At 60.6% G+C, this 23,960-nt stretch carries 26 protein-coding genes and 1 tRNA gene; 21 read left to right on the forward strand and 6 right to left on the reverse strand.

Going from position 1 to position 23,960, the window contains the following annotated elements:
- Positions 1-7: 7 nt before the first annotated feature.
- The 5 genes from AC6HU3_RS00680 to AC6HU3_RS00700 form a co-directional block, all read right to left on the reverse strand.
- Complete coding sequence (locus tag AC6HU3_RS00680; RefSeq protein WP_497473887.1) at positions 8-919, reverse strand: BadF/BadG/BcrA/BcrD ATPase family protein; 912 nt, start codon at positions 917-919, stop codon at positions 8-10.
- 9 nt (positions 920-928) lie between these two features.
- Positions 929-2,149 carry a cysteine desulfurase gene (locus tag AC6HU3_RS00685; RefSeq protein ID WP_497473888.1) on the reverse strand — a complete coding sequence of 407 codons (1,221 nt, stop codon included), beginning with the start codon at positions 2,147-2,149 and terminating at the stop codon, positions 929-931.
- The gene (gene sufU, locus AC6HU3_RS00690) at positions 2,146-2,538 is read right to left on the reverse strand and encodes a Fe-S cluster assembly sulfur transfer protein SufU (RefSeq protein WP_497473889.1); all 393 of its coding nucleotides are present in this window, start codon (positions 2,536-2,538) and stop codon (positions 2,146-2,148) included. The genes AC6HU3_RS00685 and sufU overlap by 4 nt, the downstream gene beginning before the upstream one ends.
- A gap of 58 nt (positions 2,539-2,596) precedes the next feature.
- A complete protein-coding gene (locus tag AC6HU3_RS00695; protein ID WP_497536323.1) occupies positions 2,597-3,190 on the reverse strand; it encodes a cysteine hydrolase family protein in 594 nt (197 codons plus the stop codon).
- 274 nt (positions 3,191-3,464) lie between these two features.
- Entirely contained in the window at positions 3,465-4,190 is a 726-nt protein-coding gene (locus tag AC6HU3_RS00700) for an integrase catalytic domain-containing protein (RefSeq protein WP_497473890.1), read from the reverse strand.
- Positions 4,191-4,679: 489 nt separating this feature from the next.
- Here AC6HU3_RS00700 and AC6HU3_RS00705 point away from each other — a divergent pair, with 489 nt between their 5' ends.
- From AC6HU3_RS00705 to AC6HU3_RS00720, 4 genes are read left to right on the forward strand one after another with little or no spacing between them, the layout of a single operon-like run.
- The gene (locus tag AC6HU3_RS00705; RefSeq protein ID WP_497473891.1) at positions 4,680-5,126 is read left to right on the forward strand and encodes a hypothetical protein; all 447 of its coding nucleotides are present in this window, start codon (positions 4,680-4,682) and stop codon (positions 5,124-5,126) included.
- Positions 5,126-6,139: an NAD(P)H-dependent glycerol-3-phosphate dehydrogenase gene (locus tag AC6HU3_RS00710; protein WP_497473892.1), complete on the forward strand. Its 1,014-nt coding sequence runs from the start codon at positions 5,126-5,128 to the stop codon at positions 6,137-6,139. The genes AC6HU3_RS00705 and AC6HU3_RS00710 overlap by 1 nt, the downstream gene beginning before the upstream one ends.
- Complete coding sequence (gene amrB / locus AC6HU3_RS00715) at positions 6,136-6,981, forward strand: AmmeMemoRadiSam system protein B (protein WP_497473893.1); 846 nt, start codon at positions 6,136-6,138, stop codon at positions 6,979-6,981. Before AC6HU3_RS00710 ends, amrB begins: the two co-directional genes overlap by 4 nt.
- Positions 6,971-8,647, forward strand: coding sequence for an OPT family oligopeptide transporter (locus AC6HU3_RS00720; protein ID WP_497473894.1), 1,677 nt, complete (start codon positions 6,971-6,973; stop codon positions 8,645-8,647). The genes amrB and AC6HU3_RS00720 overlap by 11 nt, the downstream gene beginning before the upstream one ends.
- A gap of 4 nt (positions 8,648-8,651) precedes the next feature.
- On the opposite strand, the gene AC6HU3_RS00725 is transcribed toward AC6HU3_RS00720, so the two are convergent.
- A tRNA-Lys gene (locus tag AC6HU3_RS00725) sits at positions 8,652-8,724 on the reverse strand.
- Positions 8,725-8,853: 129 nt separating this feature from the next.
- Here AC6HU3_RS00725 and AC6HU3_RS00730 point away from each other — a divergent pair.
- The 17 genes from AC6HU3_RS00730 (at position 8,854) to AC6HU3_RS00810 (ending at position 23,960) form a co-directional block, all read left to right on the forward strand.
- Entirely contained in the window at positions 8,854-9,168 is a 315-nt protein-coding gene (locus AC6HU3_RS00730; protein ID WP_497473895.1) for a YtxH domain-containing protein, read from the forward strand.
- A complete protein-coding gene (gap, locus tag AC6HU3_RS00735; RefSeq protein ID WP_497473896.1) occupies positions 9,165-10,181 on the forward strand; it encodes a type I glyceraldehyde-3-phosphate dehydrogenase in 1,017 nt (338 codons plus the stop codon). Before AC6HU3_RS00730 ends, gap begins: the two co-directional genes overlap by 4 nt.
- Positions 10,178-11,368 carry a phosphoglycerate kinase gene (locus AC6HU3_RS00740; RefSeq protein WP_497473897.1) on the forward strand — a complete coding sequence of 397 codons (1,191 nt, stop codon included), beginning with the start codon at positions 10,178-10,180 and terminating at the stop codon, positions 11,366-11,368. Before gap ends, AC6HU3_RS00740 begins: the two co-directional genes overlap by 4 nt.
- Complete coding sequence (locus AC6HU3_RS00745; RefSeq protein WP_497473898.1) at positions 11,365-12,954, forward strand: tetratricopeptide repeat protein; 1,590 nt, start codon at positions 11,365-11,367, stop codon at positions 12,952-12,954. The genes AC6HU3_RS00740 and AC6HU3_RS00745 overlap by 4 nt, the downstream gene beginning before the upstream one ends.
- A gap of 1 nt (position 12,955) precedes the next feature.
- Positions 12,956-13,696, forward strand: coding sequence for a hypothetical protein (locus AC6HU3_RS00750; protein ID WP_497473899.1), 741 nt, complete (start codon positions 12,956-12,958; stop codon positions 13,694-13,696).
- Positions 13,696-14,301: a recombination mediator RecR gene (gene recR, locus AC6HU3_RS00755; protein ID WP_497473900.1), complete on the forward strand. Its 606-nt coding sequence runs from the start codon at positions 13,696-13,698 to the stop codon at positions 14,299-14,301. The genes AC6HU3_RS00750 and recR overlap by 1 nt, the downstream gene beginning before the upstream one ends.
- A 31-nt stretch (positions 14,302-14,332) precedes the next feature.
- Positions 14,333-15,601 carry a hypothetical protein gene (locus AC6HU3_RS00760; protein WP_497473901.1) on the forward strand — a complete coding sequence of 423 codons (1,269 nt, stop codon included), beginning with the start codon at positions 14,333-14,335 and terminating at the stop codon, positions 15,599-15,601.
- A 50-nt stretch (positions 15,602-15,651) separates the two neighbouring features.
- Positions 15,652-16,701 (forward strand): hypothetical protein, encoded by a 1,050-nt coding sequence (locus AC6HU3_RS00765; RefSeq protein WP_497473902.1) that lies wholly within the window; start codon positions 15,652-15,654, stop codon positions 16,699-16,701.
- Between the two features lie 126 nt (positions 16,702-16,827).
- Positions 16,828-18,267 (forward strand): Asp-tRNA(Asn)/Glu-tRNA(Gln) amidotransferase subunit GatA, encoded by a 1,440-nt coding sequence (gene gatA, locus AC6HU3_RS00770; RefSeq protein ID WP_497473903.1) that lies wholly within the window; start codon positions 16,828-16,830, stop codon positions 18,265-18,267.
- Positions 18,257-19,210, forward strand: coding sequence for a branched-chain amino acid transaminase (locus AC6HU3_RS00775; protein ID WP_497473904.1), 954 nt, complete (start codon positions 18,257-18,259; stop codon positions 19,208-19,210). The genes gatA and AC6HU3_RS00775 overlap by 11 nt, the downstream gene beginning before the upstream one ends.
- On the forward strand, positions 19,174-19,686 hold the full coding sequence (gene rpiB, locus AC6HU3_RS00780) for a ribose 5-phosphate isomerase B (protein WP_497473905.1): 513 nt from the start codon (positions 19,174-19,176) through the stop codon (positions 19,684-19,686). The genes AC6HU3_RS00775 and rpiB overlap by 37 nt, the downstream gene beginning before the upstream one ends.
- Positions 19,687-19,690: 4 nt before the next feature.
- Entirely contained in the window at positions 19,691-20,086 is a 396-nt protein-coding gene (locus AC6HU3_RS00785) for a secondary thiamine-phosphate synthase enzyme YjbQ (protein WP_497473906.1), read from the forward strand.
- 6 nt (positions 20,087-20,092) lie between these two features.
- Positions 20,093-20,785 (forward strand): hypothetical protein, encoded by a 693-nt coding sequence (locus tag AC6HU3_RS00790; protein WP_497473907.1) that lies wholly within the window; start codon positions 20,093-20,095, stop codon positions 20,783-20,785.
- A 152-nt stretch (positions 20,786-20,937) separates the two neighbouring features.
- Complete coding sequence (locus tag AC6HU3_RS00795) at positions 20,938-21,756, forward strand: MFS transporter (RefSeq protein ID WP_497473908.1); 819 nt, start codon at positions 20,938-20,940, stop codon at positions 21,754-21,756.
- Positions 21,756-22,091 (forward strand): TFIIB-type zinc ribbon-containing protein, encoded by a 336-nt coding sequence (locus AC6HU3_RS00800; RefSeq protein ID WP_497473909.1) that lies wholly within the window; start codon positions 21,756-21,758, stop codon positions 22,089-22,091. Before AC6HU3_RS00795 ends, AC6HU3_RS00800 begins: the two co-directional genes overlap by 1 nt.
- 2 nt (positions 22,092-22,093) lie before the next feature.
- Positions 22,094-23,266 carry a radical SAM family heme chaperone HemW gene (hemW, locus tag AC6HU3_RS00805; RefSeq protein ID WP_497473910.1) on the forward strand — a complete coding sequence of 391 codons (1,173 nt, stop codon included), beginning with the start codon at positions 22,094-22,096 and terminating at the stop codon, positions 23,264-23,266.
- Positions 23,211-23,960: a Nif3-like dinuclear metal center hexameric protein gene (locus AC6HU3_RS00810; protein ID WP_497473911.1), complete on the forward strand. Its 750-nt coding sequence runs from the start codon at positions 23,211-23,213 to the stop codon at positions 23,958-23,960. The genes hemW and AC6HU3_RS00810 overlap by 56 nt, the downstream gene beginning before the upstream one ends.

The following is a 23,960-nucleotide window of genomic DNA, read 5'->3' on the forward strand; positions in this document are numbered from 1 at the left end:
CGGCGGATCAGAGCACCGAAAGGAGGTCTTTCATGGCAATGAGCGCTGCCCCATAGGCGGGTGTGGCCACGGAGTGCTCCACCCGCGCTCTGGGGAACTGCTTCTGAATGGCCTGCCGGGTGCGGTGGAAATAGTAGGTATTCTGAAAAATCCCCCCGGACATCTTGACCGTGAAATCCTCGGGAAGCTGCAACTCCCGGTACGTGGATTCCACGAGCCGGGCGATCTCGTCGGTTCCTTCTTCCACGATACGATCCGCCACCGTATCCTGAGCCATGGCTGCATCCAGCACCAGGGGCGCAAGATCCGCAATCCGCTTCTGGGGATCGGCATAGAAATAGGGAATGGCCTCCACGAAATCCTCCATGGCCGTCTTCTCCAGAATCTTTTCCACGAGCTGGGTGGCCGGTCCCCGTCCCTCAAAGGCCTTGATGGCGGCCATGAGTCCCTGAAGGCCCAGCCAGAACCCGCTTCCTTCGTCGCCAAGGAGAAAACCGTAGCCTCCCCGCCGGACTTTGTTGCCCAGGGCATCCTGGCCATAAGCGATCATCCCCGTGCCTCCCACCACCACGATGCCCGGTCGTCCCAGGAGGGCGGCATACGCTGCCGTTTCCAGGTCACTCGTCACCACGATATGTCCGATGTCGGTGAGGTGCTCTTTGAGGGCGTTTCGGAGGCTTTCCCGTTCCTCATCCCGATAGAGTCCCGCCACACCCACCCCCACGGCCTGGATCTCCTGGCCGCTCCGGGAGAGGAATTCCAACACATAGAGCACGGTGTGCACGACGTATTCCTGGGGAACCAGCTGATAATTGAGACCGGTGGTGATCACGCTGTCCTCCACCTTCCCCGAAAGGGAAAGAAGAACCCCTTTGGTGCTGGTTCCACCGATGTCAATTCCGACAATGTATTTGCTCATGGCACCCTCCTACCGGAGCACCTGGGCGGCTTTCAGAAGGGCCGCGACAAAACGGTCAATCTCCTCCCGGGTGTTATACAGATAAAAACTTGCCCGGGCAGTGTTTCCGGCAGCCAGCCGGGTGAGGAGGGGCTGGGCGCAGTGATGGCCCGACCGGATGGCAATCCCCTCCTGATCCAGAATATAGGCCACATCATGGGGATGCACGCCTTCCAGGTTAAAGGTGATCACCCCCACCCGGCGGTCAGCCGTTTGAGGACCATACAGGATCACACCGGGAATTTCCTGAAGGCGTTCCAGGGCATAGCGGGTGAGCTCCACCTCATGGGCAAGGATGGCCTCCATGCCCACGGATTCAAGGTATTCCACGGCCGCAGCCAGACCGATCCCGCCCGCGATGTTGGGAGTTCCGGCTTCAAACTTCCAGGGAAGTTCGTTCCACTTCGCCCCTTCCAGCGTGACTTCCGAGATCATGTCCCCGCCATACAGGAAGGGCTCCATGGCCCCCAGGAGATCCTCCCGTGCCCACAGAAAACCGATGCCCGTCGGACCCAGCATTTTGTGCCCCGAGGCCACGTACACATCCACCCCCAGGTCCTGCACATCCACCGGAAGGTGGGGAACCGCCTGGGCTCCGTCCACCACCACCAGGGCCCCCGCTTCCTTCGCAAGAAGCGCGGCTTCTTTCACCGGATGGACGATTCCCGTGATATTGGAGACATGCCCCAGGGCAACGAGCCGGGTGCGGGATGTCAGAAGTTTGCGTACATCGTCCGGCGTCCACCGCCCTTCATCGTCCACGGGAACGTATTTCACCTGTGCGCCGGTCACCCTTGCCACAAACTGCCAGGGCACCAGATTGGAGTGGTGTTCCGATACGGTGGTGAGGATCTCATCGCCTTCTTTCAGATTGTGAAGGGCCCATCCGTACGCCACAAGATTCAGGGCTTCGGTGGCGTTCCGGACAAACACGATTTCCCGCCAGGAGCGGGCGTGGATGAACCGGGCGACAGCACGGTGGACCTGTTCGTAGGCTTCGGTGGCTTCAAAGCTCAGGGTGTGGGGGCTTCGGTGAACGTTGGCGTTGTAGGTTCTGTAAAACCGGTCCATCGCTTCGATCACCTGCCGGGGGCGCTGGGTGGTGGCGGCGTTGTCCAGATACACGAGAGGTTTTCCGTTGACCTCTCGATTCAGAATGGGAAAATCGTTGCGAAGGGCTTCGACGTTCATTCTCCCACCTCAACACGTGCGCGATCCAGGCCATAGAGGGCGGCCTTCAGGACCTTGAAGGACAGAAGGGCACACTTCAGGCGGATGGGGGAGAGGGGAATCCCCAGAAGCTTCAGGAATTCGTCTTTGGAGAGGTTTTTCACCTCCTCCAGGCTTTTTCCTTTCACGTGCTCGGACAGAATGGAGGCGGACGCAACGGAGATGGCACACCCCTGACCCTTGAACCGGATGTCTTCGATGTGGTCGTTCTGGATTTTGAGCTGCACGGCGAGGTGATCCCCACAGGAAGGGTTCCCGTCCTCGAACGAGTGGGTGGCGTCGGGGAGGTCTTCCCCGAAATTCTGGGGATTTTTGTAATGTTCCAGAATCCATTCCCGATAAATATCCATCCTTCCCTCCTTCGGGCGTTTGTGGATATTCTAAAGACCCGTGCCGGGTGTATCAACGTCACCCGGTGAAGGTGAGATCCTCCACGGTGGTCAGGCGCCCGCGATACAGAAAGGTGATCTGACGCAGTGCGGCCTGCATGTCAAATTCGGTGAGGGCCGAGATTCCGTCCACGGGGACCACGACGTTGTAATACCGGAGGGCGGCGCTTCCCGCGGTGTGGAGCACGCAGATATTGGCCACCGTTCCCACCACCACCACGTGTTTCACGCCCCGAAGGTGAAGTTCGTGGTCCAGGGCTGTGCCGTAGAAACCGTCGTACCGGAGTTTTTCAAACACCCGTTCGTTTGGAAGGGGCGCCAGTTCTTCCACGATTTCCCAGCCCCAGGTGCCTTTTCGGCAGTGTTCTCCCCAGATTTCCCATTCCGGATCGCCTTCGAAATGGGTGTCCTGGGTGAACAACACGTGGGCCCCGCTTGCGCGGGCTTTTTCAAGGAGTTTCTGAATGGCGGGGATGGTGTCTTTCGCGGTGGGAACGACGAGTTTCCCGCCTTCCTTCACAAAATCGTTCTGCATATCCACAACGATCACGGCGCTTTCCCGCGCCGGGAGCTGAACGGGTTCGGGTTCAGGAATATCGGGACGTTCCACCATCCGGCTCATGGTCCTCCTCCTGTTTCTTCCCGCGTGTCCGACTGATTTTAGTTTACGATCTCACAACCGAACCTTCAGAGGCGTATTGCCTCACGAGAAAATCTATTCGAACCCAAGTCGTTGCCTCATGAGAAAATCTATCCCAACACATGGAGATCTTCCTCCGCAGGCTCTGGAGGGGTCGCAAGGGAGAAAAGACGTTCCTGTAGTGAGAGAATCCGTTTCCTTAATTGAACCACACCCAGCTAAGCAAATCGCTCCCGAAGTTTCTCCTTCACCTCCTCCGGTACCCTCGGATTCCTTTCACCCCACGGAATTCCTTTGGAATTCCGTGGGGACCCCGTAAAATTCGCGACACGATTTTAGCAAGTCCAAGTCTTCTCCACGTCTTTTCCACCAGCTTCATCGTCGGTTTGAAAAAGTTGACGAAAATGGAATACAACCGCTCCACCTCCTCCAGCACCTCCAGTGCCTGGGGCGTGTCATACCGGAAATGACCCACCAGTCTCCGCGCCACATGGCCGTTCTTCTGTTCCACATAGCAGTTGTCGTTTTTCTCATAGGGCCGGGATCGGGTGAAGGTGATCCCCTTCTCCCTGCACCAGGTCATAAGATGATGGTTGATGAAGGAACTGTCATTGTCGCAGTCAATGCCCTTGATGGGGAAAGGAAATCGCTCCACGAGAATTTTCAGCGCTTGATGGGTCCATACCCGGGCGCGGTTTTTCACAGGGTGCATCTCCGTCCAGCCGGTATGGACGTCTGTTGCCACTAAAGTCAGGGCAAAATCGCCCTTTGCACTTCCTCCATCATGCCCCACCAGGTCGATTTCGATGAAGCCGGGTTCGGCTTCGTTCCAGTCGGCGAAGGTTCGAATGGGGATCTGGTGTTTGAGGTGTTTCCCAGGACGGGCAGGATCACCCCACGAAATCTCTTGGAGATTTCGTGGGGACCCCGAAAGTAAGGGGGTCCCCGTGGTGTTTCCTTGAGGAAACAGCACGGGGTGAAGGCTGCACGGGAAGTCCAGGATGGTCCATAGAGCAACGAGGGCTTCCCGAATGTCTTCGCCGTAGATGGGTTTGCGTTTTCGCTGGATTTTGATGTTGGGATCAGCGACGACGCGGATGCGAGGGCCGTTGGGGGTATGGAAGGTGACGGTTTTTCGGGCATTTCGGAGGAGGAAAGAGGCGTAGGCGCGGTTGTAGCCGGTGAGGGAACAGAATTCGTCGAGGATTCTATACGCTCACCCCATGAAATTCCTGGCAGAATTTCATGGGGACCCCCGAAAAGCAGGCAAAGATTGATTTTTACGGGCCCCCCTGCGTTTCCGTGCGGAAACGCAGGGGGTGAAAGAAGGGTACGGGAGATTTCATGTGGATTCTTTCGTGAGGCAACCATGTCTTTTCGTGTAGATTTTAAATGAGGCAATGCGAGAGGTTGAACTGTCCTGTTCTCCGGTGTACAATCACACCCGCCGGAGAGGGGTAGGATGCGTTTGCTGGTATGGGTGCTGATCGCTGGAGGGTATCTCATGCTTCCCCGGTTCTGGGGACCGGGGTGGGTCGTGGTGGGCTCAGCTCCGGTTGTGAACGCGGGGGACCGGAATCCTGCCGAGTGGAAACTGTATGTTTTGAACATCCACAATCATGTCCGGGTTCTTTCCGCAGCGGCCCGGTTCCCGGACGGTCGGGTGTATGTGGTGGCTGCCGAAGCGCCGGACACCGCCCCTTCACTCTGGAGCATTCCCGCGGTCCGTGTGGTCTCCCTCACCCTTCCTCCGGAAGCCTGGCTGGGGCGCGAAGAAGGACCTCATCGGTTTGTTCTGGAAATCACACTGACCTATCCGCGGGCACGAGGCATGCCCTGGAATTACCGGTATGAGCAGGTCCAGGTGCTCCGAACCTGGACCCAAACCCTGAGCGTGGTGAAATACTGATGGAAAAGCACATCGTGGTCCTGGGCGGCGGGGCCTGGGGGATCACCCTGTCCATCCTCCTTCACCGGAATGGGCACCGGGTTACCCTGTGGACCCGCTCCGAAGAGAAAGCGGAGCTCCTCCGCACCCGACGGGAAGATCCGCGACGACTTCCCGGAGCCTATCTCCCCGAATCCGTGGAGATCACCACCGATCTTGCCTGTGTGGAAGAAGGAGATTACGTGCTCTTTGTGGTTCCCAGCCATGCCCTCCGTGACGTGGCCGCGCGGGTGGCCTCCTTCCGGTTTCCGCGCCGGGTGATTTCGGCGACGAAGGGCCTGGAAATCGAAACGGGTAAGCGGATGTCCCAGGTGCTTGAGGAAGAACTGGGTCCGGTTTCCATTGCCGTGCTGTCGGGTCCCTCCATTGCCCGGGAGGTGGTGGAAGAAGTGCCCACATCCGTGGTCATGGCTTCCATAGACGAGGCCTATGCCTGGGAGACCCAGGCCCTGTTCCACGGGGAATGGTTCCGGGTGTATGTGCAGAAAGACGTGGTGGGGGTGGAACTTGGCGGGGCCCTCAAAAACGTGATGGCCATTGCGGCCGGCATGGTGGACGGCATGGGGCTGGGCATCAACGCCAAAAGCGCCCTTCTCACCCGGGCCCTTCACGAGATGGTGCAGTTCGGCCTTCGTCTGGGGGCCGAACCCATGACCTTCGCCGGTTTGTCCGGCATGGGAGACCTGATTGTCACGGCATTTTCCCGCCATTCCCGGAACCGCCATGTGGGTGAGGCCCTGGGGGAGGGGGCTCCGCTGGACCGGATCCTTTCGGGCATGACCATGGTGGCCGAGGGGGTGAAGACCACGGAAGCCGCCTATCGTCTGAGCCTGAAGCACAACATCCGGGCACCCCTCACCCATGCGGTTCATGCCGTCCTGTATGAGGGGAAAACGCCGGAGGAAGTTCTGCGGTCTCTCCTTGAGCGACAGCCCAAGGTGGAATTTGATTTTTCTATCATCCGAGAGCCATGACCCGGATCCACCGTCCCGCGGTGGCAGGCCAGTTTTATCCCGCCCATCCCGGAGAACTCCGGCGGACAGTTGAGGAACTCCTTGCCCGGGTGGAGGCACCGGAGATTCCGGATCTCGTGGGCGTGCTTTCCCCCCATGCGGGCTATAGGTTCAGCGGTGCAGTGGCTGCCCTTGCCCACAAAACCCTGGCCACCTCGGTCCCGGAGCCGGAAGGGATCCTCCTTCTGGGCCCCAGCCATTTTGTGCCTTTTCGCGGGGTGGCTGCCCCGGAAGCCGATCAATATGAAACCCCTTTGGGCACCCTTGCCCTTCCCACTGAAGTGCTCGAGGATCTCCAGCGAGAAACCTTTCTGTTTGTCCGCAGTGAAGTGCCTCACCTTCGGGAACACTCTGTGGAGGTCCAGATCCCGTTCCTCCAGGTGCTTTATGGCGAGGCCCTTCCACCCCTTCTTCCCCTGGTGGTGGGCACCCTGATGCACGAAGACCTGGATGACCTTGCCCATGTGCTGGCACCCCTTGTGGACACGTGGGTTGTGGTGGTGAGTTCCGATCTCTACCATGGATACAGCGTGGAAGAGGCCCAGCGGATGGACCAGGAAACCCTGCGTGCGGTGGATCAGATGGACGCCCACACCTTTCTGGAGAGCCTTCTCGCCGGGGATGTGATGGCCTGCGGGGGAATTCCCATTGCGCTGTTCAAGCGGATGCTGGAAGCCCGGGGGTCTCACATCTTTGACGTGCTGGCCCACACGAATTCCGCAGAGGTCACGGGCGTGTATGAGGGCTATGTGGTGGGATATGCCGCGGGTGTATGGATGGAGGAAGAGAACGATGAAGCCTGAAGAGCGACGTCCAGGGGGATGGGTGCTGGGGCTTGTCATGGCGGTGGTGTTTGGCGCCGCCAATGCCTATCTCGGTTTGAAGGCCGGAATGACGGTCTCGGCTTCCATTCCTGCGGCGGTGGTTTCCATGGCCATTCTGCGGGGGCTGTTTCGCACGGGCAGCGTGCTGGAAAACAACATCGCCCAGACCATCACCTCGGCGGGTGAGTCTCTCGCGGCCGGGGTGGTGTTCACCATTCCGGCTCTGCTTCTTCTCAACCTTCCCGCCGGAGTGATCCGAATTTTCCTGCTTTCCGCCATCGGGGGCGTGCTGGGCATCCTGGGCTTTGCCTTTTTTCGCAAACAGCTGATCGAGGAAGAGCACGGTGTTCTCCCCTACCCTGAAGGGACGGCCTGTGCGGAAGTGCTCCAGGCACCCGAGAGAAGCCGTGAAGAGGCCCGCTTTGTGTTCATCGGGATGGGGGTGGCGGCCTTTTTCAAAACGCTGTTGCAGGGGGGTCTCTTCCGGAGCATCCCGGGCGTATTGTTTCCCTCCTTCACCTATGTTGCCATGGATCTCACACCGGCTCTGGGCGGTGTGGGCCTCATTCTCGGGAGAAAGATTGCGTCCTGGGTGTTCGCCGGGGGCGTGCTTGGATGGGGGGTGCTCCTTCCTCTGATCCTTTTCCTCCGGGAACAGGGGCTTGCTTCGGCCGACGAAGCCTATGCCCTCTGGAGTTCCACCATCCGGTATATCGGCGCGGGGGCGGTTCTGGCCGGGGGTGTGGTGGCGTTTCTTCAGGCGCTCCGGGCTCTTTTCGTTCGCCGGGATCACCTGCTTGCGGGAGGGCTATCCGGCCGCTGGGTTCTGGGGGGACTGTTCCTGCTTGCCCTGGGTCTTCTGGGGTTTGGCCTGCATCCCGTGGCCGTGGTGGCCACCCTTCTGTTCGGTCTTCTCTTTGCCGGGGTGTCGGGGCGCATCACGGGGCTGGTGGGGAGCTCCTCCAACCCGGTGTCCGGGATGACGATCGCCACTCTGGTCCTGATCTCCCTTCTCCTGGTGCAGATGGGCCAGTCCGGTCCATCCGGCATGCTGATGGCCCTCACGGTGGGGGCGGTGGTGTGTATCGCGGCGGCGGTGGCCGGGGATACGGCGCAGGATCTCAAGACGGGCTTTCTCGTGGGGGCGACCCCCCGGGTGCAGCAGATGGCCGAACTGCTCGGGGTGCTGGTTTCCGCCCTCGCCATTGGGTGGGTGGTGCTGCTTTTGCACGAGACGTACGGCATTGGATCCCGTGCCCTTCCCGCCCCCCAGGCCACCCTGATGCGTCTGGTGGTGGAGGGGGTCTTTCAGGGAGGACTACCCTGGACGCTCATCGGCATCGGGGCTGTGATCGCTCTGGTGTTCGAGCTTCTGGGCATCGCCTCACTTCCGGTTGCGGTGGGGCTTTATCTCCCCCTGGAACTTTCTCTCCCCATCTTTTTCGGTTCTCTCCTGTCCCGGGGGACGGGACAGGAGGTGCTCTATGCTTCCGGGATCATCGCCGGGGACGCCCTGGTGGGGCTGGCCTTTGCCTTTCTTGCCACCCTGGGGTTTCACGCCGCGTTCCCGTGGAGCCTGCCTGCGTGGCTGGGTGTGCTGATCTGGTGGGGCGTGTTGATGGGCTATCGAAGGGAGAGGAAATGATTCGTGGGCCGTGGAGGACTCGAACCTCCGACCCCCGGATTAAAAATCCGGTGCTCTACCAGCTGAGCTAACGGCCCACGCGGGGGTAAGTATAGGGAAAAGTTCCCGTTTTTTCAATCCCTCGCTTGACAATCCCGTGGCCGTTGTAAATAATCTGGGCGTGGTTCAATGGAGGGTTTCGGGCATGAAAGAACAGGAGGGTGACGATGCGAAAGGGAGGGTCTTTTCTGGCGTTTCTCTCCGGCATGGTGGTGGGTGCGGTGACGGCCGTTCTTTTTGTCCCTGAGTCCGGTGAGGAAACACGCAGGCGCCTGAAAGAAACCGGACTTCGACGGCTCCGGGACCTGGAAGACGAGGTGCGGCGACTGCGGGAAGAAGTTGAGCGGAAGTTCCGGGAACTCCGGGAAGCCCGCGCGACCGGAGAGGCGGAGGAAGAGAGCGGAGAAGAGCCGTCCGGTGAAGAAGCCCAGGTGAATGTTGAAATTTCTGGTGAGACAACTGAACAGGAGACCGAGGCATGAAGACCATCCGTGTGGGGATCAACGGGTTCGGCCGGATTGGCCGCCAGGTGTTCAAAATCGGATATCGCCGCCCGGAACTGGAATTCGTGGCGGTGAACGATCTCACGGACAACCGCACCCTGGCCCATCTGCTGAAGCATGACTCGGTTTTCCGCACGTTTGAGGAGCGGGTGGAAGCGAGAGAAGACGGCATTCAGGTGGGCGATCGGTTTCTGAGGGTTTTTGAGGTGAAAGATCCCGCCGGTATCCCCTGGGACGAACTGGGTGTGGACGTGGTGGTGGAGGCCACCGGACGATTCCGCTCCCGGTCCGATGCGGCCAAACATCTCCGTGGAAGCGTGAAAAAGGTGGTGATCACGGCGCCGGCCAAAGGGGAGCCGGCGGACTACACGGTGGTGCTGGGGGTGAACGACGAGGGCCTGGACCTTGAGAAACACCACGTCATCTCCAATGCGTCCTGCACCACCAACGCCTTTGCCCCCCTCGTGAAGATCCTCCACGAAAACTTCACCATTCGTCGGGGCGTGATGACCACCGTCCACAGCTACACCAACGATCAGCGCCTTCTGGACGCCCCCCATTCGGATCTCCGTCGGGCCCGGGCAGCCGCCCTTTCCATCATTCCGACATCCACCGGGGCGGCCAAGGCCATTGTGGAGGTCTATCCGGAGCTGAAGGGCCGCCTGCAGGCCCTTTCTCTGCGGGTGCCCACCCCGGACGTTTCCCTTGTGGACTTCGCTGCTGAAGTGGAGCGGGCGACATCCGTGGAAGAGGTGAACCGCCTCTTCCGGGAAGCGGCTGAAGGGTCTCTGAAGGGCATCCTGCGATATCTGGACGAGCCTCTTGTGTCCACGGACTTCATCGGTGACCCCCACTCCTCCATCTTTGACGCCACGCTCACCCAGGTGGTGGACGGCCATCTTGTGAAAGTGTTTGCCTGGTATGACAACGAATGGGGCTATTCGGCCCGTGTTGTGGACCTTCTGTCCCTGATTGCCCGGCGACTGCCATGAACCTGCCCACGCTGCACAATTTTTCGGACGATTTCTGGAAAGGCCGGCGGGTGTTTGTCCGCCTGGACCTGAACGTCCCCCTGCAGGATGGTCAGGTGGCGGATGACACGCGGATTCGTGCGGCACTGCCCACACTGGAGCACCTCCTCTCCCGGGGAGCCCGTGTGGTGGCCGCCTCCCATCTCGGTCGCCCCAAAGGAAAACCCGACCCCCGGTTCTCTTTGAGGCCTGTGGCAGACCGTTTGCGTGAACTTCTGGCTTATCCGGTTTCCTTCGTGGAAGCGGTGGTGGGCGCTGAGGTGGAACGGGCGGTGGAAGCCCTGCCGGAAGGGGGACTTCTCCTGCTGGAAAATCTCCGATTTCATCCGGGTGAGACCGCCAACGACCCCGAGTTTGCCCGAATGCTGGCCGCGCCTGTGGAAGCCTATGTGAACGATGCCTTTGGGACGGCCCATCGTGCCCATGCGTCGGTGGCGGCTCTCCCGCGGCTTCTTCCCCACCGGGCGGTGGGATTGCTCATGGAGAAGGAGCTTCGCTGGCTTTCCTTCGTGAAAGAGCGGCCGGAACGCCCCTATATGGTGGTGCTGGGAGGTGCCAAGATTTCAGACAAAATTCCTCTGGTGGAGGCGTTTCTGGAGCGTTCGGACCGGATTCTGGTGGGGGGTGGCATGGCCTACACTTTCCTCCGGGCCCGGGGGGAGCCGGTGGGACGCTCTCTTGTGGATGAAGAGCATCTGGACGTGGTCCGGGGCTGGCTGGAAAAGGCCGGAGACCGATTTGTCCTCCCGGAAGATCATGTGGTGGTCCGGAACTTTGAAACGGGCGAAGGACGGCAGGAGGTTGCCACCATCCCGGAGGATGCCATGGGCGTGGATATCGGTCCCCGCACGAGGGCGCGGTATCGGGAGGTGCTGGGAGAGGCCCGAACCGTCTTCTGGAACGGCCCGGTGGGTGTGTTTGAAAAGGCCTTTGCTGCAGAGGGGACCCGTGCCCTGGTGGAGACGCTGAAGGAGTTGCATCGTGCGGGGCGGATCGTGGTGGTGGGTGGGGGTGATACGGCGGCAGCAGCCCGGACCTTTGGCATGACAGAACAGGACGCCACCCACATTTCCACGGGAGGAGGGGCCACCCTGACCTTTCTCTCGGGCAAACCCCTGCCTGCCCTGGAGGCACTCTCAGGATCATGATCTGGGCCCTGCTGTTCCTGGTGGGTGTGACCATTCCCGAGGCGGAGGCTGACCTGCGGGCCGGTCGCTATGCCGAAGCCCTCCAGAAGTTTGAAGAACTCTATGCCCTGGATCCCTCCAACCTGAAAATTCTTGAGGGACTTGCCCGTTCCTATGAGGGTCTGGGGCAATACGAGGATGCCCTGCTCTATTACACCCAGCTCTACCAGGCCGACCCCGGGAACGTTCGCTTCCGCCAACGGACCTTCCAGCTCGCCATGCTGCTTGCCCGCCGCTACCGGGAGATGCGGGACTGGGATCAGGCCCGATCCTATCTGGAACTTGCCGTGGAGGTGAATCCCCGGGATGGGCGGGCCTGGTTGTGGTATGCCCAGGCGCTGGAACGCCTGGGAAGACGACAGGCGGCCCTTCGGGCTTATCGCCGGGCTGCTCGTCTGGGGGTTCCGGAAGCCCGGGAAGCGCTGAAACGACTTGCTCCTCCAGAAACCCCACCCCCCCAAACAACTGGACAGCCGGAAACGGTGCAGAAAAAATCCGCGGCTGCCCCGGTGGAAACCGTGCAGACGCAAACGGACAGCCTCACCCGCCTGGTCACCGCCCTCAAGGAAAGCCTTGCCGCGCTGATTCTGCGGAAGTCCTATGATTCCGCCATGGTGCTTGCGGACAGCATCCTGAAGCTGAGCCCCAACGATCTGGGCGTGGCCAACCTTCGCCTTCAGCTTGAGGAGAAACTTCGTCCGGAAAAGGGAAAACCTGCCCCTCTGCCCATACAGGAACCGGAGCCTTCGGTTCCCTGGACAGAGCGACTTCTGGACCGGCTTGCCGCATGGGGAGCCCCCCTTGCGGCCTTTCTGGCCCCCTATCCGGACTGGATGGTCTGGGGAGGGGGAGGGCTGCTGCTCTTGATTCTGATCCTGTTGTGGGCAAGCATCCGGGCTTCTCGCCGCCGGAGGCGGGTGACACGCACCGTTCGTCCCGGCCCCGCCCCTGCCCCAGGAACCCGGACCGCGACGTCGGTTCCCTCGCCTTCCCCGGCCCCATCGGAACAGCCTGCATCCCGTTCTTCCGCTCCATCCTCTCCTGAACCCCGCCCGCAACCTGCCCCATCCGCACCGGCGCAGGGAACGTCATCGCCGGCGTCTTCACCCCCATCGCCTTCTCCGGCGAAGCCCGAGGTCCCCGTTCGGGAAGAACCGGTGGACGAGGTGTGGGCCACCAATCTGGAAGAAGCGCTGAACATGGCCCGGGCGATGGATGAGGAAGAAGAAACCCCACCCGTTCAGAAACCCCGCGGCAATCCCAGGAAGATGATCAGCGCCCTGGTTCTCATCGCCATGGGGCGCAAACAGGGGGGCTTCCAGAAAGACCTCACCCATGGGGTGTTCTTTGGTCCGGGGGGATATATCATCCACGCCCAGTGGGGCAACGATCTTCAGGGAGAAGACGCCCTCCGGTATATCATCGAAAACGTCAACCCGGAGGAACTCAAATTCGTGCCGGGGGCCATCCCGCCCGTGAAATTCACCATGAAGATGTCACCCAAGGCCCTCCGGGAGTTTTTGAAGCGCTATCAGCAGGAAGGGTGAGATGTGGTATGTTCTGGCCGCTGCAAGCCTCCTCTTTTCAACTCCCGACACCACCGACAGCCTGCGCAAAGCTGCAGAAGGACTCAGACCCCGAGAAGATTCCACCCAGCAGGCCATTCGTCATGTAACCCGGCGGGTGCTCTCCAATGAGGAATTCTTGGATGCCCTGATTCAGGTGGGGGCGGTGTTCCTTGCGTACAGCGTGATCGGAGATCCCCGGCACCGCGCATTTCCCATCCGGGAGATCCGGGCAGGGGGCATTCACACGCCCAATGACCTGTATCAGGGGTATTTTCTGGAAGGTCGGGCACTGGATTTCCCCGGGAGGATGGGGGGATTGGCTCTGGGGGCTTCCTGGCTCCATTTTGAAGACCCTTCCACCATTCTGGTGGTGGGGCTGGGTGGACTGGTCTGGACCCTGGGCAACCGCTTTTTCCCCCTGGTTCTTTCGGTGGGCGGATCCTATGCGGATGCCAATCTCCCGGACTATCCCCTGTATGGCGTGGGGGGATACGCGGAATTTCAGCCCTTCCACCTTGCCCTTCCCGTGTGGCCGGTGGTGCGTTATGAGCACCATGTGTACACCTACGACTGGGGATACAAACCCGGGAATCTGTGGGGGTGGAGCTGGGGGGTGCGGGGTGCGCTGGGACCCTTCCGGTTCTTCTATCTTTTCCGGGATCTGAGAGCGGGCGGCACGCCCTTTGTGTTTCGCGTTCTGGGCATCGGTATCGCAGGCTGATGGAGTTTCCCCGTGAGATTCGCGGTCTTCTCGAGGTTTTGATGAAACTCCCCGGTATCGGGGAGAAAACTGCGGAGGAAATCCTCCATGCCCTTCTTTCTCACCCGAATCTCCTGCAAGAACTTCGCTCCGCCCTGGAGGAAATCCAGGGACTTCAGGTGTGCAGCGTGTGCGGATCCTGGACCCGGGAAAGCCCGTGCACTTTCTGCACGGACCCCTCAAGGGAGGCCCGTCTTCTCGTGGTGGCTTATCCCCGGGATGTCTGGTTGTTTGAACGCACCGGGTTCCGGGGACGCTATCACGTTCTGGGTGGCCTTCTCTCTCCTCTGGATGGCGTACATGCGGAGGATCTCCGGATGGAATCTCTTCGTCTGCGCCTTCGCGAAGAACGGTGGGATGAGGTGATTCTCGCGCTGGGTTCGACCTTTGAAGCCGAGACCACCGTATCCTTTCTGGTGGAATGGCTCCGGGATCAGGGAATCGCCCTTCCCATCACCCGGCTGGGCGTGGGGTTGCCGGTGGGCAAGGCACTGGATCGACTGGACCTGGACACCCTCCGGGAAGCCCTGGCCAGCCGAAAACCCGCGGACACCGCTCCTTCCTGAACCTGTGCCCCGTATTCTTCAGGTCTCCTGGGTGGCGTTCCTTTTCCTTTTTGCGTGGCTTGCCTTTCCCGTGTTGCCTGTGGACTTTCGGGACGGCTGGTGGTATGCCTGTTTCGGTCGGGCCATGGCAGAAAGCCGCAGCCTCCATGTGCCCGTGACGGAGTGGGTCCTCCGGGGGACGTGGTTTCACCGTCCTGCGTGGCTCTATGGACTCTGGGCGTATGGGCTTTTATCTCTTTCGCCGGTGGTATGGCTTCTTGGGGAAGCCGTTCTCTTTGGTGGGATTTTCGGGAGAATGTTCTGGCGTCTGGGAGATGAACTGAGCCTCTCCCCGGTGCGCCGAAGTTTTGCCCTGCTCCTTGCGGGCTGGCTGGTTTTCCCCCAACAGTGGCTTCGTCCGCAGATCGCCCTTGTCCCCATCGTGGCAGGACTGTGGCTCTGGATTGCGCGGGATCTCCGGGGAAATCGTCCATCTCCCGCATGGATCGTCCTCCTATCCGCCCTTGCAGGCAATCTCCACGGGGGTGTTCTCCTCCTCGGGGGAATGCTCGGAGTGTGGGCAGTGATGCAGAAAAATCTGTCCCGGACGGCGCAGGGGTTTCTCGCCTGGGGGCTGGGAAGCTCCCTCCATCCCTATTTCCCCGAACCCTGGCGAACCAATCTGGAATTCGCCCTTCACCCCCCCGGTGTGGCGGAATGGGAGCCCCTTCTTGCCCGTGGTTTCCGGGAGTCCCCCGGGGTCATGGCGCTCTGGCTTCTCCCGGTGCTGATCCTGATCCTTGTGGCGTGGAGGCTCTGGAATCGCAGGGAAGCCCGGTTTTTCCTGATCACCACGGCCCTCATGTTTGTCTTTGCCTGGTTCAGGGCCTCCCGTTTTGTCACCTGGGCGCTTCTGGGAGCAAGCCTTCTGGTACCTATGGCCTGGCCGCGGCGGTGGAGGATCTCTTTCCCACTGTTGGCAGGAATCCTGTTTTCCCTCGCCCTTCTGGGGGTGTTTCGTTTCCCCTGGGTGGAGGATCGGGTGCGCATCCGGGACCTGGCTCAGATCCCGCCGCCTCCGGGGCTCACCTGGGGTGTGGGGCGGGTGGCCCATGTCCTGTGCTGGGTGTGGCCGGAGACACCCCTCCTGAACACCGGACTGGACGCCATCCACCCGGACCTTGCCACCGCCCGGCGTGCGGACGTGCGGTTCGTGGTCACCCATGATGAAGAAAATCCCGGCGCTGGCAGGGTTCTCGCAGAGATAGGAGCAAAAGAAGTCCGGCGTTCCGGGGCCTATGCGTTGTGGGAAATGCCCTGAGAAATCCTGTATTCTGAACACGCCGCAGGAATGAAATAGGGAGAACCGGAATGTGTACCGCGATTGTTCTGGTTGCGGTTCTGACGGGCCAGATCCAGCCCACCTGCAACTTTTTCTTCACCGATACAACAGGGGATACCCTGACCTGGATTCTGTCCACCGATGGGGTGGGGGCGACCTTCAACGTCTCCGTCACCCGGGAACCGTCCGGAGAATACGTCTACACCTACGGATTCCGGAACGACCCGCAGAGCACGCAAAATGTTATGGAATTTCTTGTACAGATTGCCGGATGGGATACGACGCGAGACACGTTCATCGTGGTGGATTCGATGAAGGGACCCTATGGCTGGGGCGGCTCCACCACACCCCTCACCGGGACCTATCCCTCCTGGCTTGATCCCAACCGGGATTCCCTTCCCATCGCCATTGTGGACCCCCTCACCGGCGAAACCCTGCGGGCCGGGAAACTCCCGCCCGAACTCTGGAACCCCCGTCTCCGGCATCGGTATGGTTCTTTTGCCTGGAACACCTTACGGCGTCCCATCGCGCCCGGGGATACGCTGGACAGCCTGGTGGCCTTCGTCCCCTATCCTCCCGACCCTGCGCATTATTTGCTGATGGGCGACATTCTTTCTAATGTGGATACGGCCGATACGAACCCCCTCTATCCCAACTCCCCTCCCAAATGGTGGGTGGATTCAGGAGCCTGGCATGCCTATGTGGCCATGGACACCTGTGAGAATGAGCATGATTATCGGGAGTTTCCCTTCGCCGGTGTGGGACCCGGCTGGCCCGTTCCGGACTGGCCTTCGGCCTATGGGCATCTGATGGACCGCGTCCAGCGGGTGGATTCTCTGGGCTGGTTTCTGGATCCTGCCCTCCGAACAGAACTGGAGCAGGACCTGAACGCTGTGTATGCAGCCTGCAAGCGCGGGAATGTTTTGGACGCCTTCCGAAAACTCTCCCGGGCTATGAACCGGCTGAATGCCGGACGGGGAACGCGGATCAACGACTTGGGGTATTTCGTGCTGTATTACCGCTTTCTGGAGACAAGGGAAAAACCGCTGAATGCATCGGGAGTAGACGGGTTCCGGTAAGGGTGGCTTTCCGGAAGTGTTCCGTGCAAAAGCCCCATGAATACTCGCTTGAATTCGGAACACAAAAGATTTGTGACAAACGCCCACCCTCCTGAAGGTTCGCCCGTTCCTGTCTATAATTGAGACATGCTGCGCTTCGTTTCCATCGCCGATCTCCATCGCGCATACCGGGAAGGATTGCTCACGCCCCTCGAGGTGGTGGAACACTATGAGCAGGTGATCCAGGAGCGGGACCCCCACATCAACGCTTTCATCACCCCCACGCTGGAACTCGCCCGGGAACAGGCCGCCGCTCTCAAGGACCCGCAACCCTCTTCGCCCGTCTGGGGTGTACCTCTCGCCATCAAAGACAACATCGCTGTTCGGGACGTGGAACTCACCTGCGGTTCCCGCATCCTTCTGGGCTATCGCGCACCTTACGATGCGACGGTCATCGCTCGCCTCCGAAAGGCCGGCGCGATTTTCCTGGGCAAAGCCAACATGGACGAGTTTGCCATGGGTTCATCCGGAGAAACGTCCCACTTCGGACCCACCCGGAATCCCCTGAATCCCGAATTCGTTCCGGGAGGGTCATCCTCCGGATCCGCCGCGGCGGTGGCGGCGGGCGAGGCGCTGGCGGCCCTTGGCTCTGACACCGGGGGGTCCATCCGTCAACCTGCGGCGTTCACGGGACTTGTGGGCTTCAAACCCACCTATGGACGGGTTTCCCGATATGGCCTGGTCGCCTTTGCTTCCAGCCTGGACCAGATTGGCCCCATGACCCTCACGGTGGATGATGCCATCCGGATCTATGCCGTGATCGCGGGTCCTGATCCCCGGGATGCCACCAGCCTGGAAACGCCGGTTCCCCCTTATCCGGAACTTCTCAGGATCTCCCGGGAGGTCCCTGTACGGACCGTTGGGGTCATTGAAGATTTTCTTGAATCTCCCCACCTGGACAGCCGGATTCGGAACCGACTCGAAGACGTGATCCGTGATCTCGAAAACGAAGGCTTTATGATCAAACGAATCAGCCTTCCCTCTCAACGCTATGCCATTCCCACCTATTATCTCATCGCCACCAGCGAGGCGTCCTCCAACCTTGCCCGGTATGACGGCACCCGGTATGGACTGCGGGAGGAGGGGAACGATCTCCTCTCCATGTATGCCCGGACCCGGGGGAAGGGGTTTGGTCGGGAGGTCAAGCGCCGGATCCTTCTGGGGACCTTTGCCCTTTCGGCGGGATATGCGGAGGACTTCTATGTCCGGGCCTTGAAGATTCGGCGTCTCATGGCTGAGGATTTTGCCCGGGCCTTTGGTGAGGTGGACATCCTGCTTGCCCCCACCACCCCCTATTTCCCCTTCCGCATCGGGGAGAGAAAAGATCCCCTGGAACTCTATCTTGCCGATCTCTTCACCGTGGGGGTGAACCTGGCGGGCCTTCCGGCCCTTTCGCAACCTGTGGGGAAGGTGGATGGATGGCCGGTGAGTGTGCAGTGGATTGCTCCCCACGGAGAAGAACCAAGGCTCCTTCGCATGGGATTGTTCATGGAAGACCTGTACAAGGAGGATTCTCATGGCACTTAGAGACAATTGGCCGAAATATGTGTGGATGACGCGGGACGGGAAAGATGGAGATTTTATCCCCACCGAGCAGGCCACCGTCCATGTGATGACCCATGCCCTTCATTATGCGTCCAGCGTGTTTGAGGGCATTCGTGCCTACAACACGAAGCGAGGGACGGCGGTTTTCCGTCTGAAGGACCACCTCCGCCGGCTCCTGGACTCGGCCAAAATCTACCGCATGGAGACGCCCTACACCGTGGACGAACTCGCCGAGATCACCCTGGAACTCATCCGGAAGAACGGGCACAAAGCCTGCTATATCCGTCCCCTCATCTTCCGTGGGTTTTATGAACTCGGTGTGCTCCCCTTCAACTGTCCGGTGGAAGTGGCCATCATGACCTGGGAATGGGGACGGTATCTCGGGCCCGAGGCGATTGAAAAAGGTGTGGACGTGATGGTGTCTTCCTGGAACCGGATGCGTCCCAACACCATGCCCGCCATGGCCAAAGCCACCGCCAACTATGCCAACGGCCAGCTGGTGAAAATGGAAGCCCACCTCTACGGGTTTGCCGAGGGGATCATGCTCACCTCGGAAGGCTATGTGGCTGAGGGTTCTGGAGAAAACCTCTTCGTGATCCGCGACGGTGTGATCTACACGCCTCCCATCCATCAGTCCATTCTCCCCGGCATCACCCGGGATTCGGTGATCAAACTGGCCCGCCATCTCGGCTATGAGGTGGTGGAAACCCTGATCCCCCGCGAGATGCTCTATATTGCGGACGAGGTGTTCTTCACCGGAACCGCCGCTGAAATCACCCCCATCCGGTCCATTGACAAAATCCCCATCGGGAAGGGAGAGCGGGGACCCATCACCCGCCACCTTCAGGAAGAGTTTTTCAAAATCGTGAACTGGGAAGTGGAGGTGCCATGGGAGGATTGGCTGACACCCGTATACGAGAACTGAAGGTGGTGATCGGGGCGGACCACCGGGGGTTTCCGCTGAAGGAGGCCCTCCGGGTCCGCCTCCAGCAGGCGGGCGCGGAGGTGGTGGATGTGGGCACCTATGAGCCGGAGCGAACCTCCGATTACCCCGATTTTGCCCAAAAGGTAGCCCGGGCCGTGGCTTCTCAGACGGCCCATTTCGGCATCATGATCTGCCACACGGGCCAGGGATCCTGCATCGCCGCTAACAAGGTGGCCGGTGTGCGGGCGGCGCTTGTCTGGGACCGGGAAATCGCCTATCTCGCACGGGCGCACAACGACGCCAACGTGATCTGTTTCCCCGGAAGTTTTATCCCCATCGAAACGGCGTGGGAAGCCCTGGTGGTCTTCCTCACGACCCCCTTTGAAGGGGGCCGTCACGCCCGCCGGGTTCAGAAAATCGAGGCCATTGAGCGGGAAACCCTTGCCTCTCCTTCGAGGGAGGCCGTGGAGGGGTGAAGCCATGGAGGTCCTGACCCTTCAAACAAGGCGCCGAACGGAGTTTGTGGACATCACGGATCGGGTTCAGGAGGTGGTGCGGCGTTCGGGGATTCGCTCCGGGATCGTGGTGGTGTATTCCCCCCACACCACCGCCGGGCTCACCGTGAACGAGCACGCCGATCCGGCCGTCCGGGAAGACATCGGCGAGACCCTGGACGATCTTGTACCCCGGAGCCGGCCCTACAAGCACCTTGAGGGCAACGCCGACAGCCATGTGAAATCCAGCCTCATGGGACCGTCCCTCTCCCTGATTGTGGAGGACGGAAAGATCCAGCTCGGAACCTGGCAGGGGATCTTTTTCTGCGAGTTTGACGGTCCCCGAACGCGGAAGGTGTGGATCCAAATCCTGGGCGAATAGATTTGAATGGAAGGTCCATTCTCCCGCCCGCCTTTTCCTCCCCTTCGTCCTGACCCCCGGGAGTTTTCTCCTGAGATTCAGAAAACGCTGATCCGCCTCCAGAACCGTCTCCGGGATTTTCGGTTTCTCACCGTGCTGGGGATTTCCCTTCTGCTCGCTGCAGTCGTAGCAATCCTGTTTCTCCGGATTTTTGTCGGCCTGTTCCTGATCCTGCTCGCCTTCCTTGCAGGGATTGTCGCGAGCATCGTGGATGCCACGATTCGGTGCCCTTTCTGTGACGAGCATCTCCGTCTCCGGTTTCGAGGAGAGGTGTGGATGACGGTCAACTTCTGCCTGTATTGCGGGAATCCTCTGTCCGTTTCGGCTCCACCTCCCGTGGAGGTCGTATCGCCCGAGGATCTTCTCCGTATGCACCGGAGGGCGCGAGAGATGACGGTGTTTGGGGGACTTTCTGCGCTTGCAGGCGTGTTGTTTCTGGGATTGGCCCGGATGTTCTCGGCCCAGAAGACCGCGATGACCGCGGCTGTTTCGTTCGGTGTCGGCGTTTTGTTTCTGATGCTGGGGGCAGGAATGTATTTTCATTTTCGCTACCGGTGCCCTTCCTGTGGGCAGTGGATCCCCACCCTTCTTCTGGAATCCGTCCGTTTCTGCCCTCGTTGTGGGGTGCCTTTTCATCCTGCCGGACCCGACCGGGCGTGACCGCCGAACACACCCGACCCCTGTCCCCTGCGTTGCAGGGTGGGACGCTCGCCCTCTGCATGAGACCGGAAGCCGCACCTTGTTCATCTGGGATGGGGGGTGTATGATGAAAGGCTTTCTCTGAGTTTCTCCCGTTTTGCCCGGAGGTCCGCGTGGTTTCGTCCATTCGCCGCCTTCTCGTTGCCAGCTTCCTCTGGTCGTTCGGAGGGATGTTCGTGTTTTTCATCCTGAACTTCCACCTGGAGGCGCTGGGCTACTCCCGGGACGCCATCGGTCTGGCCCAGGCGGTGATTTCAGGGGTCGGGGTGGTGTTTCTCCTCCCCGCCGTCTCAGACCGGGACGAAGCGCCCCGGAGCTTTCGTGTGGAACATCCTGCGTCATGGACGGCCCTGAGTTTTCCTCAGATTCTTGTGGGGTTTGGAGCCGGGCTGGTGATTCCCTTTCTCAACCTGTACCTTCGGGAAAAATTCGGGCTGGACTATGCCCAGGTGAGCTGGATGTTTGCGGTTTCCTCCCTTGCCACCGCCCTCTCCATGCTCCTTCAACCCCGGTTGAGCCGACGGTTCGGTCTTGTCCCCACCATCGCCCTCATGCAGGGCCTTTCCCTTCCATTTCTTGCTGCCCTTGCCTGGGCGCCCTGGGTTCCGGTGGTCACGGCAAGCCTCCTCATCCGGGGTGCCCTCATGAACTCCGCGTGGCCCGCCTTCAACGCCCTCTCCATGCAGTGCCTGGGGCAGGAGGAGCGGCCCGGTTTCATCGCTGTCCAGAGCGCCCTCTGGAGTCTCACCTGGGCGGTCTCCAGCGCCCTGTCCGGAAGGGTGCAGGATGCTCTGGGCATCCGGGCTTTCACATTCTTTTCGGGGGAACACTCCTGCTGTATGGACTGGCCACCCTCTACTGGGCGTGGATTTTCCCCCGCCTTTCTGGCGTGTGTGGACGGTCCCGGCCGGGTTCTGTATAGTTTTCCCTGATGCGGTGCCCCGCGTGCAGTCGGCGAACGGAAATCCGGGTGGTCCGGGAGGTGATGGTCCACGGGTGCCCGGAAGGCCACGGGATTTTTGTGCGGCAGGAAGAACTGATGCAGATTGTTTTTGCCGAACTCCCCTCCCTTCCCGTACCCCTTCCGCCCGCGCCTCCACCCCAGCATCCCTGCCCCTTTTGCGGCCATGCGCTGAAAGAACGGCGAGTGGGACCCGTTCCCATCTGGCAGTGTGAGGGATGTGGCGTAATCTGGGTGGAACGCCACCGGTGGGGGGAACTCATCGCGCTGAGCCGTCACGTTTTCCCCTTCACCCGTTCACAGTGATCATGACCTGGGGACTGTATGTGCATATCCCCTTCTGCTCCCGGGCCTGTCCCTACTGTGCCCATTTCAAGGTGGAGTCCGTGGACCGGGATCTCCACACCCGCTTCGTGGAAGCCCTCCTCAGAGAAGCCCGGATGGAAGCCCCTCGCTGGCCCACCCGTCACCTTCGGACCGTTTTCTTTGGAGGTGGAACCCCCAGCCTGCTGGATGATGCCCTTCTGGCCCGGCTGATCCAGGGTCTTCAGGAGGTGTTTGATTTTTCGGAAGTGGAAGAGTTTACGGTGGAGATGAACCCGGAACACGTGACACCGGAGCGCCTCGCGCGGATGAGAGAATTCGGGGTGAACCGGGTTTCTGTGGGCGTCCAGTCGTTTTCAGAGAAGCATCTTCGCTTCCTGGGCCGGACCCACACCCCCCACACCCTCAACAGGGCGCTGGACGCCCTTTCCTCCTCCACCCTCACCTCCTGGAGTATGGACCTGATGTTTGGCATGGCGGGCCAGTCCCCCGACGACTTCAAAGACGACCTGCTGCAGGCCCTGTCCTTCGATCCCCCGCACCTTTCTACGTATGAACTCACCCTGGAGCCCGGTACGCCCTTTTCCCTCCGGGCCCGGAAGGGAGAGCTTCTGCTTGCCGACGAGGAAACCCGGCGGGCCATGTATGTGCTTCGGGAAGAGATCCTGACGTCGACAGGTCTCCAGCGGTATGAAGTCTCCAACTTTGCCCGGACAGGGCACGAAAGCCGTCACAATCTCCTCTACTGGCTCCGGCAGAACGTGCTGGGCCTGGGTCCGGGAGCGGCAAGCCTGCAGGGCAGGATCCGCTGGACCAACCGGCACCGGCTGGATGCCTATCTTGAAACTCTGGAACAGGGGATATCCCCTCCCCGCTCGGTGGAGCGCCTGTCGGATCGGGAGGTCCTTCTGGAACGGGTGTTTCTCGGTCTCAGACTTTCTTCCGGGATCGCCCTTCCGGGGGCCCTTCGCGACAGGGCTCTGGAGGAACTTCCGTCCCTGGTGGAAGAAACGACGAAGGGGATTCGGCTTTCCTTCCCGGAGGGTGTTCTCCGGGCTGAGGGCGTGGCCCTTCGCATGGTGGAACTGTGGGAGGAACACCATGAACGCCTGGACGCTGGCACAGTATCTGGACCGTCTGTATCCCCCCATCCCTGAAGATGCGTCGCTGAACGGCCTTCAGGTGGAGAACTCGGGACGGGTGGGGAAGGTGGCTCTTGCGGTGGATGCGAGTTTTCACGCCATCCAGGAAGCGGCACGACAGGGCGCCCATTTTCTGATCGTTCACCACGGGCTTTTCTGGAAAGGTCAGGACATGCTACCCCGGGGAACACTGGGCAAGCGTTTGCGGCTCCTGTTTCAGCATGATATCGCCCTGTATGCGGTGCATCTTCCGATGGACGCCCACGCCGAACTGGGGCACAACGCCGAAGCCGCCCGTCGCCTCCAGCAGGAGATTCCCTGCACCGCCCTGCCTTTTCTTTCAGGAATGGGGCGGATCCTGACTCTTGAGCGTCCCCTGCCAGTGCGCGCCCTGATCCGTCTTCTGGAACGGGTGCTGGAGGCCCCCCTCGTGAGCCACTGGGCCCATGGCCCGTCCGCCATCCGGCGGTTCGCCTTTGTGTCGGGATCCGGTCTTCTGGGCCTTCAGGAGGCGCTCAACCACGGGATTGACGCGTTTGTGACGGGTGAACCCAAATACAGCGCCTTTTTCACGTTAAGAGAAACAGGTGTCCACGGGATTTTCCTGGGGCACTATGCCACCGAACGCCTGGGACTTCTGGCTCTGAAAGACCACCTGGAGCTCCAGGGCCTCTCCACCGTATGGATTGAGGAAAACGTTCCGATCTGA

The sequence above is a fragment of the Caldifarcimen microaerophilum genome (genome assembly GCF_055387105.1).

What these genes read in the sequence shown, in the direction of transcription:
- AC6HU3_RS00680 (WP_497473887.1), bottom strand. Translation starts at nt 919, where the DNA reads ATGAGCAAATACATTGTCGGAATTGACATCGGTGGAACCAGCACCAAA.
- AC6HU3_RS00685 (WP_497473888.1), bottom strand. Translation starts at nt 2,149, where the DNA reads ATGAACGTCGAAGCCCTTCGCAACGATTTTCCCATTCTGAATCGAGAG.
- sufU (WP_497473889.1), bottom strand. Translation starts at nt 2,538, where the DNA reads ATGGATATTTATCGGGAATGGATTCTGGAACATTACAAAAATCCCCAG.
- AC6HU3_RS00695 (WP_497536323.1), bottom strand. Translation starts at nt 3,190, where the DNA reads ATGGTGGAACGTCCCGATATTCCTGAACCCGAACCCGTTCAGCTCCCG.
- AC6HU3_RS00705 (WP_497473891.1), top strand. Translation starts at nt 4,680, where the DNA reads ATGCGTTTGCTGGTATGGGTGCTGATCGCTGGAGGGTATCTCATGCTT.
- AC6HU3_RS00710 (WP_497473892.1), top strand. Translation starts at nt 5,126, where the DNA reads ATGGAAAAGCACATCGTGGTCCTGGGCGGCGGGGCCTGGGGGATCACC.
- amrB (WP_497473893.1), top strand. Translation starts at nt 6,136, where the DNA reads ATGACCCGGATCCACCGTCCCGCGGTGGCAGGCCAGTTTTATCCCGCC.
- AC6HU3_RS00720 (WP_497473894.1), top strand. Translation starts at nt 6,971, where the DNA reads ATGAAGCCTGAAGAGCGACGTCCAGGGGGATGGGTGCTGGGGCTTGTC.
- AC6HU3_RS00730 (WP_497473895.1), top strand. Translation starts at nt 8,854, where the DNA reads ATGCGAAAGGGAGGGTCTTTTCTGGCGTTTCTCTCCGGCATGGTGGTG.
- gap (WP_497473896.1), top strand. Translation starts at nt 9,165, where the DNA reads ATGAAGACCATCCGTGTGGGGATCAACGGGTTCGGCCGGATTGGCCGC.
- AC6HU3_RS00740 (WP_497473897.1), top strand. Translation starts at nt 10,178, where the DNA reads ATGAACCTGCCCACGCTGCACAATTTTTCGGACGATTTCTGGAAAGGC.
- AC6HU3_RS00745 (WP_497473898.1), top strand. Translation starts at nt 11,365, where the DNA reads ATGATCTGGGCCCTGCTGTTCCTGGTGGGTGTGACCATTCCCGAGGCG.
- AC6HU3_RS00750 (WP_497473899.1), top strand. Translation starts at nt 12,956, where the DNA reads ATGTGGTATGTTCTGGCCGCTGCAAGCCTCCTCTTTTCAACTCCCGAC.
- recR (WP_497473900.1), top strand. Translation starts at nt 13,696, where the DNA reads ATGGAGTTTCCCCGTGAGATTCGCGGTCTTCTCGAGGTTTTGATGAAA.
- AC6HU3_RS00765 (WP_497473902.1), top strand. Translation starts at nt 15,652, where the DNA reads ATGTGTACCGCGATTGTTCTGGTTGCGGTTCTGACGGGCCAGATCCAG.
- gatA (WP_497473903.1), top strand. Translation starts at nt 16,828, where the DNA reads ATGCTGCGCTTCGTTTCCATCGCCGATCTCCATCGCGCATACCGGGAA.
- AC6HU3_RS00775 (WP_497473904.1), top strand. Translation starts at nt 18,257, where the DNA reads ATGGCACTTAGAGACAATTGGCCGAAATATGTGTGGATGACGCGGGAC.
- rpiB (WP_497473905.1), top strand. Translation starts at nt 19,174, where the DNA reads ATGGGAGGATTGGCTGACACCCGTATACGAGAACTGAAGGTGGTGATC.
- AC6HU3_RS00785 (WP_497473906.1), top strand. Translation starts at nt 19,691, where the DNA reads ATGGAGGTCCTGACCCTTCAAACAAGGCGCCGAACGGAGTTTGTGGAC.
- AC6HU3_RS00790 (WP_497473907.1), top strand. Translation starts at nt 20,093, where the DNA reads ATGGAAGGTCCATTCTCCCGCCCGCCTTTTCCTCCCCTTCGTCCTGAC.
- AC6HU3_RS00800 (WP_497473909.1), top strand. Translation starts at nt 21,756, where the DNA reads ATGCGGTGCCCCGCGTGCAGTCGGCGAACGGAAATCCGGGTGGTCCGG.
- hemW (WP_497473910.1), top strand. Translation starts at nt 22,094, where the DNA reads ATGACCTGGGGACTGTATGTGCATATCCCCTTCTGCTCCCGGGCCTGT.
- AC6HU3_RS00810 (WP_497473911.1), top strand. Translation starts at nt 23,211, where the DNA reads ATGAACGCCTGGACGCTGGCACAGTATCTGGACCGTCTGTATCCCCCC.